We start from the raw sequence: 16,791 nt of genomic DNA, 5'->3' as shown, positions 1-16,791 counted from the left end.
TGATCATCCGAAGCGGGGCCTGCTGTGCTTCTCAAATTACTGTGCGCGAGGGGGGACTTGAACCCCCACGCCCGTGAAGGCACTGGCACCTGAAGCCAGCGCGTCTACCTATTCCGCCACTCGCGCATACCTGCTGTTCAGGCCCTTTCGGGCCTGTCTCGCAACCGGCGATCGCTCCCCGGCAGCGAGAATAATAGTACCCATATCCCGGACGGTATGCCTAATCGTCGAAGCCGTTCAGTCGCCCTGAGCGTCTCACCGGGAGGTGCCCTTCCAGCGGTGCGCCCAGCGCGGCGCATCAACCCTAGTATTGGAGGGTTATGTCTGAGCCCAGAACAGCCCGCCGTGAGACCTGGTCCGCCGAAGACCTCGCCTATCCCCCCGCACTGCCGGTCAGCGGTGAGCGCGAACAGATCCTGAGGGCGCTCACGGACCATCAGGTGATCGTCGTGGCGGGAGAGACCGGTTCCGGCAAGACCACCCAGCTGCCCAAGATGGTGCTGGAGCTCGGGCTGCACCACCAGGGCATGATCGGGCATACGCAGCCGCGGCGTCTGGCGGCTCGCACCGTGGCCGAGCGCCTGGCCGAGGAGCTGGGCACCTCGGTGGGTCGCGACATCGGCTATCAGGTCCGGTTCAACGCCGAGGTCTCCGGGTCCACCGCGGTCAAGCTGATGACCGACGGCATCCTGCTCGCCGAGATCCAGCGCGACCCGAACCTGGAGCGCTACTCGGCCATCATCATTGATGAGGCTCACGAGCGAAGCCTCAACATCGACGTGATCCTGGGCTACCTGCGTCGGCTCCTGCCCTCCCGGCCTGACCTGAAGGTCATCGTCACCTCCGCCACGATCGACCCGGAGCGCTTCGCCCGGCACTTCAGCCCGGACCCGGAGAACTGGACCCGGGAGACCTCCGAGGTGCCGATCATCGAGGTCTCCGGACGCACCTATCCAGTGGAGATCCGTTACCGCCCGGTGAACCCCGAGGCCGAGCTCGAGGACTTCGATGAGTCCGAGCATTTCGGGGAGACCGAGGATGGCGGCTCGCGCAGCCCTCAGGGCGGCGCTCAGCGGAGCCCGAGCTCCGGTGCCCCGACCGGCACCAGGGTCGGTTCCAAGGCTCCGGCGGCCGCCGAGGAGGAGCGGGACCTGCTCGACGCGGTCAGTGACGCCGTGCTGGAGCTCGCCGCGGAACCCGACGGCGACGTGCTGATCTTCTTCCCCGGGGAGCGCGAGATCCGCGATGCCGCCGAGGCGCTCACCGAGACCGTCGCAGCGGACCGACGGCTGCGCGGCTCAGAGATCCTGCCGCTCTTCGGTCGGCTCTCCATGGCCGAGCAGAAGCGGGTCTTCTCCCCCGGCGGCCGGCGTCGGATCGTGCTGGCCACCAATGTGGCCGAGACCTCGCTGACCGTGCCCGGCATCAAGTACGTGATCGACACCGGCACCGCCCGGATCTCGCGCTACTCCACACGCACGAAGGTGCAGCGGCTGCCCATCGAGGCGATCTCCCAGGCCAGCGCGAATCAGCGCTCCGGCCGCTCCGGACGCACCAGCGACGGGATCGCGATCCGGCTGTACTCCCAGGAAGACTTCGACTCCCGACCGGCGTTCACCGACCCCGAGATCCTGCGCACCTCGCTGGCCTCGGTGCTGCTGCAGATGTCCTCCATGGGCATCACCCGCTCCCCCGAGGATCTGCTGGACTTCCCCTTCGTGCAGAAGCCCGACTCCAAGGCGGTCAACGACGCCGTCCGGCTGCTCACCGAGCTCGGTGCGCTGAGCCTGAACCCAGAATCCGGGCCCCGAGCCGGTGGCCGGAAACCTCAGCAGACCGGAAAGCGATCGGGCACCAGCGCGGTGACCCCGGTGGGCCGGATGCTCGCCCAGCTGCCGGTGGACCCACGGATGGCCCGGATGATGGTCGAGGCGGCCCGGCGCGACTGCCTGCCCGAGGTCACGGTGCTCACCGCCGCCCTCTCCATCCAGGATCCCCGAGAACGTCCGGCGGAGAAGCGGGCTCAGGCTGATGAGCTGCACTCCCGGTTCAAGGATGAGAACTCGGACTTCTCGGCGCTGCTGAACCTCTGGCGCTACCTGCAGGAGAAGCAGACCGAGCTCTCCGGCAACCAGTTCCGCAAGCTCTGCCACCGTGAGCACCTGAACTACCTGCGCGTGCGGGAGTGGCAGGAGCTGGTCGGCCAGCTCACCGAGATCGCCGACCAGATCCAGTTCAGCGGCAAGGGCTCCGGGGGGCGCCGCGGCTCCTCCGGACGCCGCGGCAAGAAGCTGCCCACGGTGGACCCCGCGGCCAAGCACGATGCGATCCACCAGTCGCTGCTCTCCGGCCTGCTCAGCCATGTGGGCCTCTACAACCCCCGCACCCGGGACTATCAGGGCGCCCGCGGGACCCGCTTCGCCGTGTTCCCCGGCTCGCACCTGTTCAAGAAGAACCACGACTGGGTGATGGCCAGCGAACTCGTGGAGACCTCCCGGCTCTGGGCCCGCTCGGTGGCGAAGATCGATCCGGCGTGGGTGGAGGAGCTCGCCCCGCACCTGGTGAAGACCAGCCATTCGGAGCCGCGCTGGTCCTCCCGCCAGGGCGCGGTGGTGGCCACCGAGAAGGTCACCCTCTTCGGGGTGCCGGTGATCGCGGACCGGCAGGTGCTCTATTCCAAGGTCGATCCGGAATACAGCCGCGAGCTGTTCATCCAGCGCGCGCTGGTCGACGGCGACTGGTCCACCCGACACCACTTCGACCGGCGCAACCGGGCGCGCTTCGCGGAGCTCGACGAGCTCGAGACCCGCACCCGCCGCAAGGACCTGCGCGCCTCCGACGAGGAGCTCTTCAGCTTCTTCGCGGCCCGGATCCCGGAGAACATCGTCTCGCAGCGGCACTTCGACTCCTGGTGGAAGAACCAGCGCCTGGCCACCCCGGAGCTGCTGGACCTCACCGACGTCGAGCTGATGGCCCAGGCCGCAGAAGAGCTCGACATCGATGCCTACCCGGAGCACTTCGACCATGACGGGCTGGCCCTTGAGCTGCAGTATGAGTTCAACCCCACCCGTTACACCGCCGAGTCCGGCACGTCTCCCACCGCGGCGGCCGACGGCGTCACGGTCCGGGTACCGGTGGTGTTTTTGAACCAGCTGCAGCCCGAGCGCTTCGACTGGCTGATCCCCGGGCTGCGCACCGAGCTGATCACCGCCCTGATCCGCAATATGCCCAAACCGGTCCGGAAGAACTTCGTCCCGGCCCCCGACGTCGCGGCGAAGGCCCGCACCGCGCTGGAGCAGGACTTCACCCCGGGCGTGGACTCGCTGACCGGCTCGCTGGCCGCGGTGCTGCGGCAGCTGAAGGGACATGTCCTGGACCCGGAGGTCTTCGACACCAGCGCGCTGCCGGAGCACCTGCGGTTCACCTTCGCGGTGATCAGTGAGCGCGGTCGGGTCCTGGACAGCGGCTTCGATCTGCGCGAGCTGCAGGTCCGGTTCTCCGGGGAGAACCGTGAGGCGATCGGGCGCAGCCTCGCCGCCGAGGGCGACACCGATGCGCCACGGCAGACGCCGCAGCCGGGACGCCCCGGGAGTGCCGCGCGCGCCCAGCCCCCAGCGGCCCAGTCCGCCGCCGGGGCCGATGCGAGGTCCCAGACGAGCCGCGGCAAGCAGCAGCAGGCCTCCGCCTCCTCGGCCGCCGCAGGCAAGCAGCAGCAGACCTCCTGGACCTTCGGGGATCTTCCTCGGGAGATCACCACCGTGGTCTCCGGGCGCCAGATCACCGGTTATCCGGCGCTGGCACCGGCCAGCAGCGGCGTCTCCTACACGATCCAGGACTCGGCCGCCGAGCAGTCCCGGGTGCACCGCGCCGGCGTCGTCGCACTGCTGCGCGAGGTGCTGCCCTCCCCGCAGCGCTATGTGCTGGATCACCTGAGTAACCGGGAGCGGCTGGCATTCAGCCAGTCCCCGCACGGCACCGTGGAGTCGTTGGTCAGCGATGCGACCACGGCGGCTCTGGCTCATCTGGTGCCCGCGCAGCTGCCCTTCGGCGAGGCGGAGTTCGAGGTGATCGCCCGGAGCTGCCGGGCCGAGCTGATCGAGACCGTGCTGCGGCTCACCGACGTGCTGGCCCAGGTGCTGAGCCTCTCCACGGAGCTCGGCTCACGCCTGGAGCGGGTCAGCTCCGCGGCGCTGAAGGCCGCGCGCAGCGATCTGACCGCCCAGCTGCAGCAGCTGGTCTACCCCGGCTTCGTCACAGCCACCGGGCAGGCGCAGCTGCAGCACATGCCGCGCTACCTGCAGGCGGTCAGGACCCGACTCGATCGACTGGAATCCGGACAGAACCTGACCCGGGACGCCCAGGACATGGCCACGGTCCAGGAGCTCGAGGATGAGTACGACGCCGCACTGGAGGCGGTGCCCGCGCAGCTGCCGGTGCCCGCCGAGCTTGCTGCGGTGAAATGGATGATCGAGGAGTTCCGGGTGAACCTCTTCGCCCAGCAGCTGGGCACCGCGCAGACCGTCTCGGTCAAGCGGATCCGCCGGGCGATCAAGACCTCGAGTCGCTGAGCTCGCAGATTCCGAGGGCTCAGTCCTGCTCGGCGGGCACGTGCTCGGCATCGCCCATCAGGCGCAGCGCCACGCGCAGCTTCTCGGCAGACTCCTCCATCCGGGACTGGTCCGGGTCGTCCTCGGCCTGGGCGAAGCTGTGGTCGGCCATGGAGTTCGAGGGCCAGACATGCAGGTGCAGGTGGGGGACCTCGAAGCCGGCGATGCTCAGTCCGGCCCGCTCGGAGCCGAAGGCCTGGACCTGGGCCTTGCCGATGCGGTGGGCGACCTGGAACAGATGCGCCATGAGCTGACCCTCCGCCTCGGTCCACTTGTCCACCTCCTGCCGCGGCACCACCAGGGTGTGGCCGTAGGCCAGCGGCGCGATGGAGAGGAACCCGACGCAGGTCTCGTCCTGCCACACGAAGCGACCTGGGATCTCACCGGCGATGATCTTGCTGAAGACTGTGCTCATGCATCCACTCTAAGCCTGACTGCTAGTCTGGAGCGAGCATGAACGAGAACACATCCACCCCTCCGGCACGCGGCCGATCCACGCGTCAGAAGCGCGCCGTCTGGGCCGCGCTGCACTCCCTGGATGACTTCGTCAGCGCCCAGGATCTGCATAGGATCCTCGACGGGCGCGGCGAGAAGGTCTCCCTGGCCACGGTGTACCGGGTGCTGCAGACGCATCAGGAGGAAGGACTCGTCGATGTGCTGCGCCCCGATGACGGTGAGGCGATCTTCCGGCTCTGTGAGCGCGAGGAGCACCACCACCACCTGGTGTGCCGCTCCTGCGGCCTGACGGTGGAGTTCGAGGCCCCCGCCATCGAGGACTGGGCGACCGCACTCGCGCAGGAGCATGCCTTCACCGAGGTCCGGCACACCCTGGAGATCTTCGGACTCTGCGCCAGCTGTGCCGCCATCGCGCGCAGCTGATTCTCTCGGGTGCAGCTGAGCCCTTGAGCGCAGCTGAACTTCTCGCGTGCCGGTCAACCTCGAGGCGTCGCGGATTCTGCGAGCCCGGTGGAGACCCGCCTCAGGCGGTCAGCGCGGCAGCGGCTTCGCGGCGGCGGGTGCGTCCGCCGCGGCCGATGAGCACACAGACCACGTAGATCAGAAACGAGATCGTGGTGATGTAGGGGCTGATCGGCACGGTGCCGGTGATCGCGAGCATGATCCCGCCCACCGAGGAGATCAGCGCGAAGAGCATCGAGAGCAGCACGGCGAGATAGGGCCGCACCGTGACCTTCAGCGCCGCCGCCGCCGGCACCACCAGCAGCGCGAGCACCAGCAGCGCGCCGACCACCTGGACCGACATCGCGACCGCGACGCCCAGCAGCACCATGAAGACCATGGAGAGCAGGTTGACCCGGACCCCGCGGGCCCGGGCCAGCTGCGGGTCCACCGAGGCGAACATCAGCGGGCGCCAGATCAGCAGCAGCGCGATGCTGATCACGACGGCGCCGGTCACCAGGGTCTGGGTCTGGATATCGTCCACCCCGACGATCTGTCCGGTGAGCAGCCCGAACTTGTTCGCGCTGCGCCCCTGGTAGAGCGAGAGGAAGAGGATGCCAAGGCCGAGCCCGAAGGGCATCAGCACTCCGGTCACCGCGGAGGTGTCGCGGTCCTTGAGGCTGAGCACCCCGATCAGCAGCGAGGCCGCCACGGCGCCCATGGCGGAGCCGGCGACCACGTCTACCCCGATCAGCAGTGCCAGCGCCGCTCCGGCGAAGGAGATCTCGGCGATGCCGTGGACCACCAGGGCGGTTCGGCGCAGCATGATGAACACCCCGATCAGGCCACCCATCAGGCCCAGCACACCGGCGGTGATCACCGAGTTCCGGACCAGCGAGAACAGCTCCCAGTAGCCCTCGGTGGTGAACGAGCTGGTCAGCGTCTCCATCATGGCAGCGCCAGCTCCTCGGGGTGATAGTGGCAGCTCTCGTCGAGGGTGGACATGACCAGCAGCCGGCCCTTGTGTTCGATGACGTCCACGGAGGAGCCGTAGAGCTCGGAGAGCACCTCGGAGCGCATCACCTCGGCGGTGGTCCCGATCCGGTACTGGCCGCGGGCGAAGTAGAGCACCCGGTCCACGTGCTCGATCACCGGGTTGATCTCGTGGGTCACGAAGACCACCGCGGAACCGCGCTCCACGGCCTGGCGGCGGATGAGCTCGGTGACCGCCTGCTGATGGTTCAGGTCCAGCGAGTGCAGCGGCTCGTCGCAGAGCAGCACGGCGGGGTTCGAGGCCAGCGCCTGAGCGGCCCGCAGGCGCTGCTGCTCGCCACCGGAGAGCAGACCCACCGGCATGTCCGCATAGGCGGTGGCGCCCACTGCCTCGAGAAGCTCATCGACCCTGCGGCGCAGCCGGCGGGGATGCAGCCGGATGCCGAATCGGTGCCCGTCCAGACCCAGTGCGACCATGTCTCGGGCGCGCAGCGGGGTCTCCTCGGGCATGGTCTGCTGCTGCGGGATGTAGCCGACCCGGCTGCTGCCGCGGCGCACCGGGGCACCGGCGATCTCGGCCGTTCCCGAGGTGAGTCGGTTCAGTCCCAGCAGCACCTTCAGGAACGTGGATTTGCCGGCGCCGTTGGGCCCCAGCACGGCCAGGAACTCCCCCGGCGCGAGGTCGAGGTCGAGTCCTTCCCAGAGGGTGCGACCGCTGAATCCCACACTCGCGTCGCGAAGCCGCACCAGCGGCCCGGTTGCGAAGGGCTCGGTCCTGGAAGGCCCGGTCTTGGGGCTCTCGGGGTTGGAAAGCTCAGCCATGGGCGCCTCAGCCACGCGACTCCTCGACCACGGTCTCAACCGCGTCGATGTTGGCCTCCATCCACTCCAGGTAGGAGCCGTGCTCGTCCGGGATGGTCTCGTTGAAGTCCAGGACGGCGACGTCGGCGCCTTCGGCGGCCTCTCGGATCTGCGCGGACTGGTTGGTCTCGGTCTGCGGGTTGTAGGAGAGCAGGTCGATCTCCTGGTCCGCCGCGGCGTTGAGCGCCTGCTGGTAGAGCCGGGCCGAGACGTCGTCGCCGTGTTCCACAGCGGCGAGGAACTGCTGATCGGTGGCGTCCTCGAAGCCGGCGTCGGTGAGCAGGAACTGCGAGACGGCCTCGGTGGCGAGGAAGCTCATCCCCTCGGCCTCGATGGCGCGGTTGCGTTCGTCCAGGGCGTCGATCTCTTCAGCCAGGGCTGCGGCGTTGTCCGCATAGAGCTCGGCATTCTCCGGGGAGACCTCTGCCATGTGCGCGCTGAAGTCCTGGGCGAAGTCGCTCATCGCGGCGAGGTCGTACCAGATGTGCTCGTTGACGAATCCGCCGGACTCTTCCTCACCAGCGTGGTCATGGCCCTCGTGGACGTCTTCCTCAGCGTGCTCATCCTTGGCGTGTTCGTCCTCGGCGTGCTCATCCTCGGCGTGTTCGTCCTCGGCGTCTTCCGCCGGGGCTTCCTCGGAGGAATCCTCCTGGGGATCCTCAGCCTCCACGTGGGCGTTATCGCCCTCGATAAGCTGGTACACCGCATCTTCCTTCCCGGAGGTGGCGGCGAGTCGGGTGAGGAAGGGATCGTATCCGCCACCGTTGGCGACGATGACATCGGCGCCGTCCACGGTGAGTCGATCCTGCGGGGTGGCCTCGTAGGAGTGCGGGTCGGCTGCCGGGTTGTCCACCAGTGCGGTGACCTCGGCGGTCTCGCCGAGGATCTCCTGGACAAGGTCGGCGTAGACGTCGGTGGAGGTGATCACGCTCAGCGTCCCACTCGGATCTGCCGAGGCGTCCTCGTCCTCGGTCGATCCCGCAGAGCCGGCGCAGGCGCTGAGCAGCAGGGTCGCGACGCCCAGGACGGCGGCGGAGGGAAGCAGACGGGAGGCAGGCATGGGTCGTACCTTCTTCATGGGGAGACGCTGCAGAACCAGCAGATGAGAACAGCGTACGTCCAGACTTTGTTGAGAACAAATCTCAACTAGGCCGGTGGTGCGCCGTCCGTCCGGAAGGCTCAGCTCTCCTCGGCGGTCACGGTATGCCGCCTGCGGGAGTCCCAGGACTGGGTGGCGTCATGGATCTCTCCCACCAGCACCTCCAGCACGTCTTCGAGGAACAGGATGCCCCGGGTGGTGCCCTCGGCGTCGATCACGCGCGCCAGGTGCGACCCGGTGCGCTGCATCTGGGCCAGGCAGTCCTCGATCTCGTCGGTCAGTCCCATATTGCCCAGGGAACGCACCACGGTCACCGGGATCGGCTCCGCAGAGGCGGCCGCGGGCAGGCTCATCACGTCCTTGAGGTGCACGTAGCCGGTGTAGACGTCCTGGTCGTCGGCGGTGACGAAGCGAGAGAACCCGGTGCGCCCCACCGCCTTCTCCACCTTTCGTGGCGTGACGTCCGCTGGCACGGTGATCACCTCATCCACCGGGATCATCACCTCGGCCGCGGTGTAGTCGCTGAACTGCATGGCGCCGGCGATGATCCCGGCGTCGTCGCGCACCGTGCCGCCGCGCTTGGACTCGGCCACGATCGATTCCATCTCCTCCAAGGTGAAGGTGGAGACCACCTCGTCGCGCGGGGTGATCCCGAAGGCGCGCAGGACCAGGTTCGCGGTGAGGTTCAACACCCAGATCAGCGGCATCAGGATCCGATAGAGGAAGACCAGCGGCGGGGCCAGCAGCAGCACCGCCCGGTCCGCGACAGAGACCGCGGCGTTCTTGGGCACCATCTCGCCAATGGTCACGTGCAGGAAGGAGACCAGCGCCAGGGCGATGACGAAGGCGATCACGCTCGCGGCGGTGTAGCTCAGCCCCAAAGAGGTCAGCGGGTCGGTGAGCAGGTGGTGGATCGCCGGCTCGGAGACCATGAGGATCAGCAGCGAGCACACCGTGATGCCCAGCTGCGCTATGGCGAGCATCTGTGAGACGTGTTCCATCGCGTAGAGCGCGGTCTTGGCCCGGGCGGACCCAGCCTCGGCCTTGGGCTCGATCTGGCTGCGCCGGGCGCTCATCACCGCGAACTCGCCGCCGACGAAGAAGGCATTGGCGCCGAGCAGGACCACCAGCCAGAGGATGCCCATCAGGTCGGGGTTCATCGTCGTTCACCCCTTTCGCGGGCGTGGCGGACATGGTCCGCGCGGTCCTCGGCCAGCTTCTCGGCCCGGGCGGCCGCCTGCTGCAGCGCGGCGTCGCGGGCCTGCGGGTCCGGGCTGAAGCAGAGCCGGTCGATCCGGCGGCCGTCGACCCCGACCACGACCAGCCTGCCGCCGTCGACCTCCACGGCGTCTCCCGGCCCGGCCACCCGACCCAGGGTCAGTAGCATGAACCCGGCGACGGTCTCATAGGCCGGATGTTCGGGGATCGAGAGCTCCAGGATCTGGGCGTTGATCTCATCGGGGCGCAGCAGCCCGGGGAAGAACCAGTCGCCGGAGGCGCTCTGCAGCACCCCGGGGGCGATCCGGTCATGTTCGTCGGCGACCTCGCCGACGATCTCCTCGATCAGGTCCTCCAGGGTCACCACCCCGGAGGTGCCGCCGTATTCGTCTTCCACGATGGCCACCTGCAGCGAGGCCTCGCGCAGCACCGGGAGCAGCGCATCGAGGTGAATGGTCTCCGGGACCCGGGTGATCTCGGACATCACGGTGGCCGCGACCAGACCCTGGCGCTTCTCCCGGGGCACGGCCACGGCCTTCTTCACGTGGGTCACCCCGCGGACGTCGTCGACGCTCTCACCCAGGACCGGGAAGCGGGAGAACCCGGTCTGCCGGGCCAGATCGATCAGCGTCTCCAGGGAGGCGTCGGCGTCGACGCTGGCCATGCGGGGGCGCGGGGTCATCACGTCGGCGGCGGTCTGGTCGGAGAAGCGCAGGGTGCGGTCCAGGAAGGTGGCGGTGCCCTCCTCGAGGGTGCCCAGCATGGCCGAGCGGCGCACCATCGAGGACAGCTCCTCGGGCGTGCGAGCCCCGGAGAGCTCCTCCTTGACCTCCAGTCCGAAGCGATGCAGGACCTTGTTGGAGAAGCCGTTGAGCACGGTGATCAGCGGCCGGAAGACCGCGGTGAACGCCAGCTGCGGGCGGGCCAGCACCCGGGCCACGCGGTAGGCCTCGGCGATCGCGAGGTTCTTCGGGACCAGCTCGCCGATGATCATGGTCACCATGGTCGCGATGATCAGGGCCAGGGTCAGCGAGACCGCGGAGAGCGCCTGCTCGGGCACACCGAGCGCGTCGAGCGGGCCTGCCAGCAGCGCACCCAGCGCCGGTTCGGCCACGTAGCCGGTGAGCAGCGTGGTCAGGGTGATCCCCAGCTGACAGGAGGACAGCTGCGTGGAAAGCGACTTCAGGCAGCGCATCACCGCCGGGGCGGACTTGTCACCGCGATCCATCGCATGCGCCACGGTGGGCTGGTCCAGGGCGACCAGCGAGAATTCGACGGCGACGAAGAACCCGGTGCCCAGGATCAGCAGGAATCCGAGGCCCAGAAGCAACAGGTCCACTTAGCGCAGCCACCTCCGGCCGAGGGGCGGCAGCGAGGGCAGGGGCCGCAGGCGGATCAGGTGACGGGCGTGGGTCGGGCGCGGGCCGCGGCCAGGTTGTCGATGCTCCATGAGATGTCAGAGCTTACAGTCTGGGTCACCAGGAACCGGAAAGCGGCTTGCCCTCCTCGTATCCGGCCGCCGACTGCACCCCGGCGACGGCGCGCTGGCGGAACTCATGCAGCGAGTCGGCTCCCGCGTAGGTCATCGCGGAGCGCACCCCGGCGGTGATCGAGTCCAACAGGTCCTCGACGCCGGGCTTCGCCGGGTCCAGGTACATCTGGGAGGTGGAGATGCCCTCCTCGAAGATCGACTTCCGGGCGCGCGCGAAGGCGCTCTCGGCGGCGGAGCGGTTCTGCACGGCCCGCGAGGAGGCCATCCCGAAGCTCTCCTTGTAGCGGCGTCCGTCGACTCCGGTGAGCATGTCCCCGGGGGACTCGTAGGTCCCGGCGAACCAGGATCCGACCATCACCTGGGAAGCCCCGGCAGCCAGTGCCAGGGCGATGTCGCGCGGGTAGCGCACTCCCCCGTCGGCCCAGACATGCTTGCCCAGCTCGCGGGCGGCCGCGGCGCATTCGAGCACCGCGGAGAACTGCGGGCGTCCCACCGCGGTCATCATCCGGGTGGTGCACATCGCTCCAGGCCCGACGCCGACCTTCGCGATGTCGGCGCCGCCTTCGATGAGCTCACGCACCCCGTCTGCGGTGACCACGTTGCCTGCCACTATCGGGACGCGCAGGCCGGAGGCATCCACAGCAGCGCGCACCGTGCCCAGCGCCTCGAACATCTTCTGCTGGTGCCCGTGGGCGGTGTCGACCACCAACACGTCGACCCCGGCGCCGAGCAGCGCCTCGGCCTTGCCGGCGACGTCGCCGTTGATGCCCACCGCTGCGGCGACCTTCAGCCGGGAGTCCGCGTCGAGGTTGGGCCGGTAGAGCGTGGAGCGCAGCGCTCCCCGCGGGGTCAGCACCCCGACCAGCGTGCCGTCGGAGGTGGTCACCGGGGCGTAGCCGGCCCCGGCCGCGTCCATCGCGGTGAAGGCCTGCTCCAGACCGGCGTCGGTGAGCACCTCCTCGGCGGCCACGCGCAGCGGGGGCATCCGCATCACCGAGGCCACGGAGGCGAACCGGTCCACCCCGAGTCCGTCCTGGGCGGTGACCACCCCAGCCAGGCGCAGATCGTCGTCGACCACGCAGACCGCGTCGTGGTTGCGCTTGTCCAAGAGGTGCAGCACGTCGAGCATCGTGTCGTTGGGCTGGACCTTCAGGGCGGTCTCCAGCACCGGGTGACAGGACTTGACCCAGTCGGTGACCTGTCGGATGACCTCGAGCGGGACGTCCTGGGGCAGCACGCCGAGTCCGCCGCGGCGCGCCATGGTCTCGACCATGCGGCGCCCGGTGACGGCGGTCATGTTCGCGGCCACCACCGGGATGGTGGAGCCGGTGGGATCCTCGGCGGAGAGGTCCACGCTCATCCGGGACTGGGTGTGGGAGCGCGAAGGGACCAGGAAGACGTCCGAGTAGGTCAGATCGGTGATCGGTTCGTTCAGGAATCTCACGGGGATCCGCGCCCTTCGTAGTGCTGGTGAGGATGCTCACGGTCGGTCCGGCGGAGCTGCCGCGCCGCGGCGGGGCGCTGAGCCAGCGGCCCCTGACACGATACCGTGGCCGGTGGCGACACGGTGCACAAAGTCACTATGCTTGGACGAGGTGAAGATCCACGTGCACGGAGCTGTGCCGGATAACTACACAACACAATGGAAGAGGCGTATCCACAGTGCCAGAGCTAACGTCCAGCCGTCTTGCCGAGGAATTCCCGGGAAACGAATGGCTGGTCGCCGACATATACGACAAGTTCAAGGACGATCCGGATTCGGTGGATCGGAAGTGGGCTGAGATCTTCCGCGAGCTCGAGGGCGACGGTGATTCCCGTGCGTCCGGCACCTCTTCCGCCCCCGCGCCGACGGCGGCCACCCCCGCCGAGCCGAAGGCCGGTTCAGACTCCGGCGCGGCCGACGGGTCCGCCAGCAACGGTGCGGCGAAGTCCACCGGCGCCTCCTCCGAGAAGTCCGCCGAGCAGTCCACCGGCAAGTCGGCCGCGAAGCCGGCGGCTGATTCGAAGCCTGACGCTGCGAATCAGCGTGATTCCACCGCGCAGACCACCCCGGCCACCGCGAAGCCCGCCGAGCCGGAGGCCTCACAGAAGCCTGCCAGCGAGAAGGGCGCCTCCGGCAGCAAGCCAGTGGCGCCGCGGACTCCGACGACGAAGAAGTCCCAGGGATCCTCCAGCACTCCGATTCCCTCCGAGCCCTCCGCGGCGAAGGCCGAGTCGGCCAGGGAGGAGAAGCAGGACCAGGTGATGCCGCTGAAGGGCATCTCCAAGGCGATCGCGGCGAACATGGATGCCTCGCTGACCGTGCCCACCGCCACCACGGTGCGCGCAATCCCGGCCAAGCTGCTCATCGACAACCGCACCGTGATCAACAATCACCTCAAGCGGACCCGCGGCGGCAAGGTCTCCTTCACCCACGTGATCGGCTACGCGCTGCTGAAGGCACTGCGCCAGCACCCGTCGATGAATGTCACCTACGACGTGCAGGACAACAAGCCGGTGGCCGTGCACCCGGCCCATGTGAACTTCGGCCTGGCCATCGACATGCCCCGTCCCGACGGCACCCGCGCGCTGGTGGTGCCGAACATGAAGGCCGCGGAGGAGATGAGCTTCACCGAGTTCTGGGCCGCCTACGACGACGTGGTCAAGCGCGCTCGGGACAATAAGCTCACCCCCGGGGACTACGCCGGGACCACCGTCTCACTGACCAACCCCGGCGGGATCGGTACCGTGCACTCGGTGCCTCGGCTCTCCAAAGGCCAGGCCGTGATCGTGGGCGTGGGTGCGCTGGAGTACCCCGCCGAGTTCCAGGGCGCCTCGGAGAAGACGCTGAACAACCTCGCGGTCTCCAAGGTCATCACGCTGACCTCCACCTATGACCACCGCGTCATCCAGGGCGCCGGGTCCGGGGAGTTCCTCAAGACCATCCACGAGTACCTGCTGGGCAAGCACGGGTTCTACGAGGAGATCTTCGAAGCGCTCCGGATCCCCTATGAGCCGATCCACTGGTCCGCCGACATCCAGGTCAACCCTGAGGACCAGATCAACAAGGTCGCCAGGATCCAGCAGCTGATCCACTCCTACCGGGTGCGCGGTCACCTGATGGCCTCGGTGGACCCGCTGGAGTACCAGATGCGCAGCCACCCGGACCTCGACATCGAGACCCACGGCCTGACCCTCTGGGACCTGGACCGGGAATGGCCCACCGGCGGCTTCGGCGGCAATTCGATGCTTCCGCTGCGCAACATCCTGGGCGTGCTGCGCGACACCTACTGCCGCAGCACCGGTGTGGAGTACATGCACATCCAGTCCCCGGAGGAACGCCAGTGGTTCCAGGACGAGATCGAGCACCCCTACGAGAAGCCCACCCGGGACGAGCAGTTCCGAATCCTGGGCCGGCTCAACGCCGCCGAGGCGTTCGAGACCTTCCTGCAGACCAAGTTCGTCGGCCAGAAGCGCTTCTCGCTCGAAGGCGGCGAATCGCTGATCCCGCTGCTGGACACGATCCTCTCCGAGGCAGCCGATGAGGGCCTCGACGAGGTCGCAATCGGCATGGCCCACCGCGGACGCATCAATGTGCTCACCAACATCGCCGGCAAGACCCACGCCCAGGTCTTCCGCGAGTTCGAGGGCCGCGAGGCCGGCACCGGCTCCGGCGATGTGAAATACCACCTGGGCACCCGCGGCTCCTTCACCTCGGACCGCGGCAACTCCACCAGCGTCTACCTGGCCGCGAACCCCTCACACCTGGAGGCCGTCAACCCGGTCCTCGAAGGTGTGGTGCGCGCCAAGCAGGACCGGATCAACCAGGGCGCAGATGCGCTGGACTCCTTCTCCGTGATGCCGCTGCTGGTCCACGGCGACGCGGCGTTCGCAGGTCAGGGCGTGGTCGCGGAGACGCTGAACATGTCCCAGCTGCGCGGCTACCGCACCGGAGGCACCGTGCACGTGGTGGTGAACAACCAGGTCGGCTTCACCACCGCACCCTCGGCCGCCCGATCCATGACCTACTCCACGGACATGGCCAAGGCCATCCAGGCGCCGATCTTCCACGTCAACGCCGATGACCCGGAGTCCGTGGCCCGCGTGGCCCAGCTGTCCTTCCGGTACCGCCAGCGGTTCAACAAGGACGTCGTGATCGACCTGGTCTGCTACCGCCGACGCGGGCACAACGAGGGTGACGATCCCTCGATGACCCAGCCCAAGATGTACAACCTGGTGGAGGCCAAGCGCACCACGCGCCGGCTCTACACCGAGGCGCTGGTCGGACGTGGCGACATCACCCAGGAAGAGGCCGACCAGGCGCTGCGCGACTTCCGGCAGCGGCTGGAGCGGGTCTTCACCGAGACCCACGCCGCCCAGACCCAGCCGATCTCCACGGCCGACCCCGATGCCTCCGGCACCCGGGGCATGGCACCGACCGCCTCGGAGGACGAGACCAGCACCCCCGACCGTGCAGGTGACGACACCAAGATCAGCGAGGACGCCCTCGCCCACATCGGTGAGGTCCACACCAACATCCCGGAGAGCTTCACCCCGCACCCGAAGCTGAAGTCGCTGCTGGAGAAGCGGGCCAAGATGGCCCGCGAAGGCGGCATCGACTGGGGCTTCGCAGAGGTCGCGGCCTTCGGCTCGCTGCTCATGGAGGGCACCGAGGTGCGCCTGGCCGGTCAGGACTCGCGCCGCGGCACCTTCGTGCAGCGCCACGCGGTCTTCCACGACCGGGTCAACGGCGACGAGTGGTACCCGCTGAAGAACCTCACCGAGGATCAGGCCCGGTTCTTCATCTATGACTCGCTGCTCTCCGAATACGGCGCGCTGGGCTTCGAATACGGCTACTCCGTGGAGAACCCGAATGCGCTGGTGCTCTGGGAGGCTCAGTTCGGCGACTTCGTCAACGGCGCCCAGATCATCATCGATGAGTTCATCGCCACGGCCCAGCAGAAGTGGGGCCAGAACTCCTCGGTGGTCATGCTGTTGCCGCACGGCTATGAGGGCCAGGGACCGGACCATTCATCAGGTCGGCCCGAGCGCTTCCTGCAGCTCTGCGCGGAGGACAACATGACGGTGGTGCTGCCCTCATCGGGGGCGAACTACTTCCACCTGCTCCGGCGGCAGGCTGTGGCGCGTCCACGTCGCCCCCTGATCGTCTTCTCCCCTAAGCAGCTGCTCCGGCTCAAGGCCGCGGCGAACTCGGTGGAGGACTTCACCACGGGCACCTTCCAGGAGGTGATCCCGGACCGGGACGTGGACGCCTCGAAGGTCAAGCGCGTCCTGATCGTCTCGGGCCGGCTCTACTACGATCTGGTCGCCACCCGGAACAAGCACAAGGACGAGGCCACCGCGATCGTCCGGCTCGAACAGCTCTACCCCATGCCCGTGGAAGAGCTGCAGGCCGAGTTGGACCGCTACTCCTCGGCCGAGGAGGTCGTCTACGCCCAGGACGAGCCGGTCAACCAGGGTCCATGGCCGTTCCTCGGCATGAACCTGCGTCCGCTGTTGAAGCAGGACCTCAAGCTGGTCTCGCGCGCTGAGTCTGCCGCCACCTCGGTGGGGCAGGCGAAGCGTCACGCCAAGGAGCTGGAGGGCCTGCTCAGCAAGGCCTTCCCGCACCTGGACCTGTGAAC

The 16,791-nt window shown here is 68.2% G+C and carries 10 protein-coding genes and 1 tRNA gene; 3 read left to right on the top strand and 8 right to left on the bottom strand.

Features of this window, described 5'->3' with window-relative positions; all coding sequences use genetic code 11:
• Positions 1 to 42: 42 nt before the first annotated feature.
• Positions 43 to 126, bottom strand: a tRNA-Leu gene (locus EV640_RS07690).
• A 194-nt stretch (positions 127 to 320) separates the two neighbouring features.
• Here EV640_RS07690 and hrpA point away from each other — a divergent pair.
• Positions 321 to 4,568, top strand: a complete 4,248-nt coding sequence (gene hrpA / locus EV640_RS07685) for an ATP-dependent RNA helicase HrpA (RefSeq protein WP_133726184.1) — start codon at positions 321 to 323, stop codon at positions 4,566 to 4,568.
• A gap of 19 nt (positions 4,569 to 4,587) precedes the next feature.
• Here the strand turns inward: hrpA and EV640_RS07680 are convergent, their stop codons facing one another.
• Positions 4,588 to 5,022, bottom strand: a complete 435-nt coding sequence (locus tag EV640_RS07680) for an HIT family protein (protein WP_036474960.1) — start codon at positions 5,020 to 5,022, stop codon at positions 4,588 to 4,590.
• 38 nt (positions 5,023 to 5,060) lie between these two features.
• On the opposite strand from EV640_RS07680, the gene EV640_RS07675 reads away from it, so the two are divergent.
• Positions 5,061 to 5,486: a Fur family transcriptional regulator gene (locus EV640_RS07675; protein WP_036474962.1), complete on the top strand. Its 426-nt coding sequence runs from the start codon at positions 5,061 to 5,063 to the stop codon at positions 5,484 to 5,486.
• A gap of 100 nt (positions 5,487 to 5,586) precedes the next feature.
• On the opposite strand, the gene EV640_RS07670 is transcribed toward EV640_RS07675, so the two are convergent.
• The 6 genes from EV640_RS07670 to guaB1 form a co-directional block, all read right to left on the bottom strand.
• On the bottom strand, positions 5,587 to 6,453 hold the full coding sequence (locus tag EV640_RS07670) for a metal ABC transporter permease (RefSeq protein ID WP_133726257.1): 867 nt from the start codon (positions 6,451 to 6,453) through the stop codon (positions 5,587 to 5,589).
• Entirely contained in the window at positions 6,453 to 7,319 is an 867-nt protein-coding gene (locus tag EV640_RS07665) for a metal ABC transporter ATP-binding protein (RefSeq protein ID WP_084479524.1), read from the bottom strand. Before EV640_RS07665 ends, EV640_RS07670 begins: the two co-directional genes overlap by 1 nt.
• A 7-nt stretch (positions 7,320 to 7,326) precedes the next feature.
• On the bottom strand, positions 7,327 to 8,418 hold the full coding sequence (locus EV640_RS07660) for a metal ABC transporter substrate-binding protein (RefSeq protein ID WP_166645887.1): 1,092 nt from the start codon (positions 8,416 to 8,418) through the stop codon (positions 7,327 to 7,329).
• A gap of 119 nt (positions 8,419 to 8,537) precedes the next feature.
• Positions 8,538 to 9,617, bottom strand: a complete 1,080-nt coding sequence (locus EV640_RS07655; protein ID WP_036474967.1) for a hemolysin family protein — start codon at positions 9,615 to 9,617, stop codon at positions 8,538 to 8,540.
• Positions 9,614 to 11,014, bottom strand: a complete 1,401-nt coding sequence (locus EV640_RS07650) for a hemolysin family protein (protein ID WP_133726182.1) — start codon at positions 11,012 to 11,014, stop codon at positions 9,614 to 9,616. The genes EV640_RS07655 and EV640_RS07650 overlap by 4 nt, the downstream gene beginning before the upstream one ends.
• A 136-nt stretch (positions 11,015 to 11,150) precedes the next feature.
• Positions 11,151 to 12,611, bottom strand: a complete 1,461-nt coding sequence (gene guaB1 / locus EV640_RS07645; protein WP_133726181.1) for a GMP reductase — start codon at positions 12,609 to 12,611, stop codon at positions 11,151 to 11,153.
• A gap of 218 nt (positions 12,612 to 12,829) precedes the next feature.
• Between guaB1 and EV640_RS07640 the strand changes: the two genes are divergently transcribed.
• Positions 12,830 to 16,789: a multifunctional oxoglutarate decarboxylase/oxoglutarate dehydrogenase thiamine pyrophosphate-binding subunit/dihydrolipoyllysine-residue succinyltransferase subunit gene (locus EV640_RS07640; protein WP_133726180.1), complete on the top strand. Its 3,960-nt coding sequence runs from the start codon at positions 12,830 to 12,832 to the stop codon at positions 16,787 to 16,789.
• The last annotated feature ends 2 nt before the right edge of the window (positions 16,790 to 16,791 follow it).

Source organism: Nesterenkonia aurantiaca, assembly GCF_004364585.1.
In the GTDB taxonomy this organism is placed as follows: domain Bacteria; phylum Actinomycetota; class Actinomycetes; order Actinomycetales; family Micrococcaceae; genus Nesterenkonia; species Nesterenkonia aurantiaca.
Note: the sequence above shows the minus strand (reverse complement) of the source record. Positions and strands in the feature narration are given on the sequence as shown.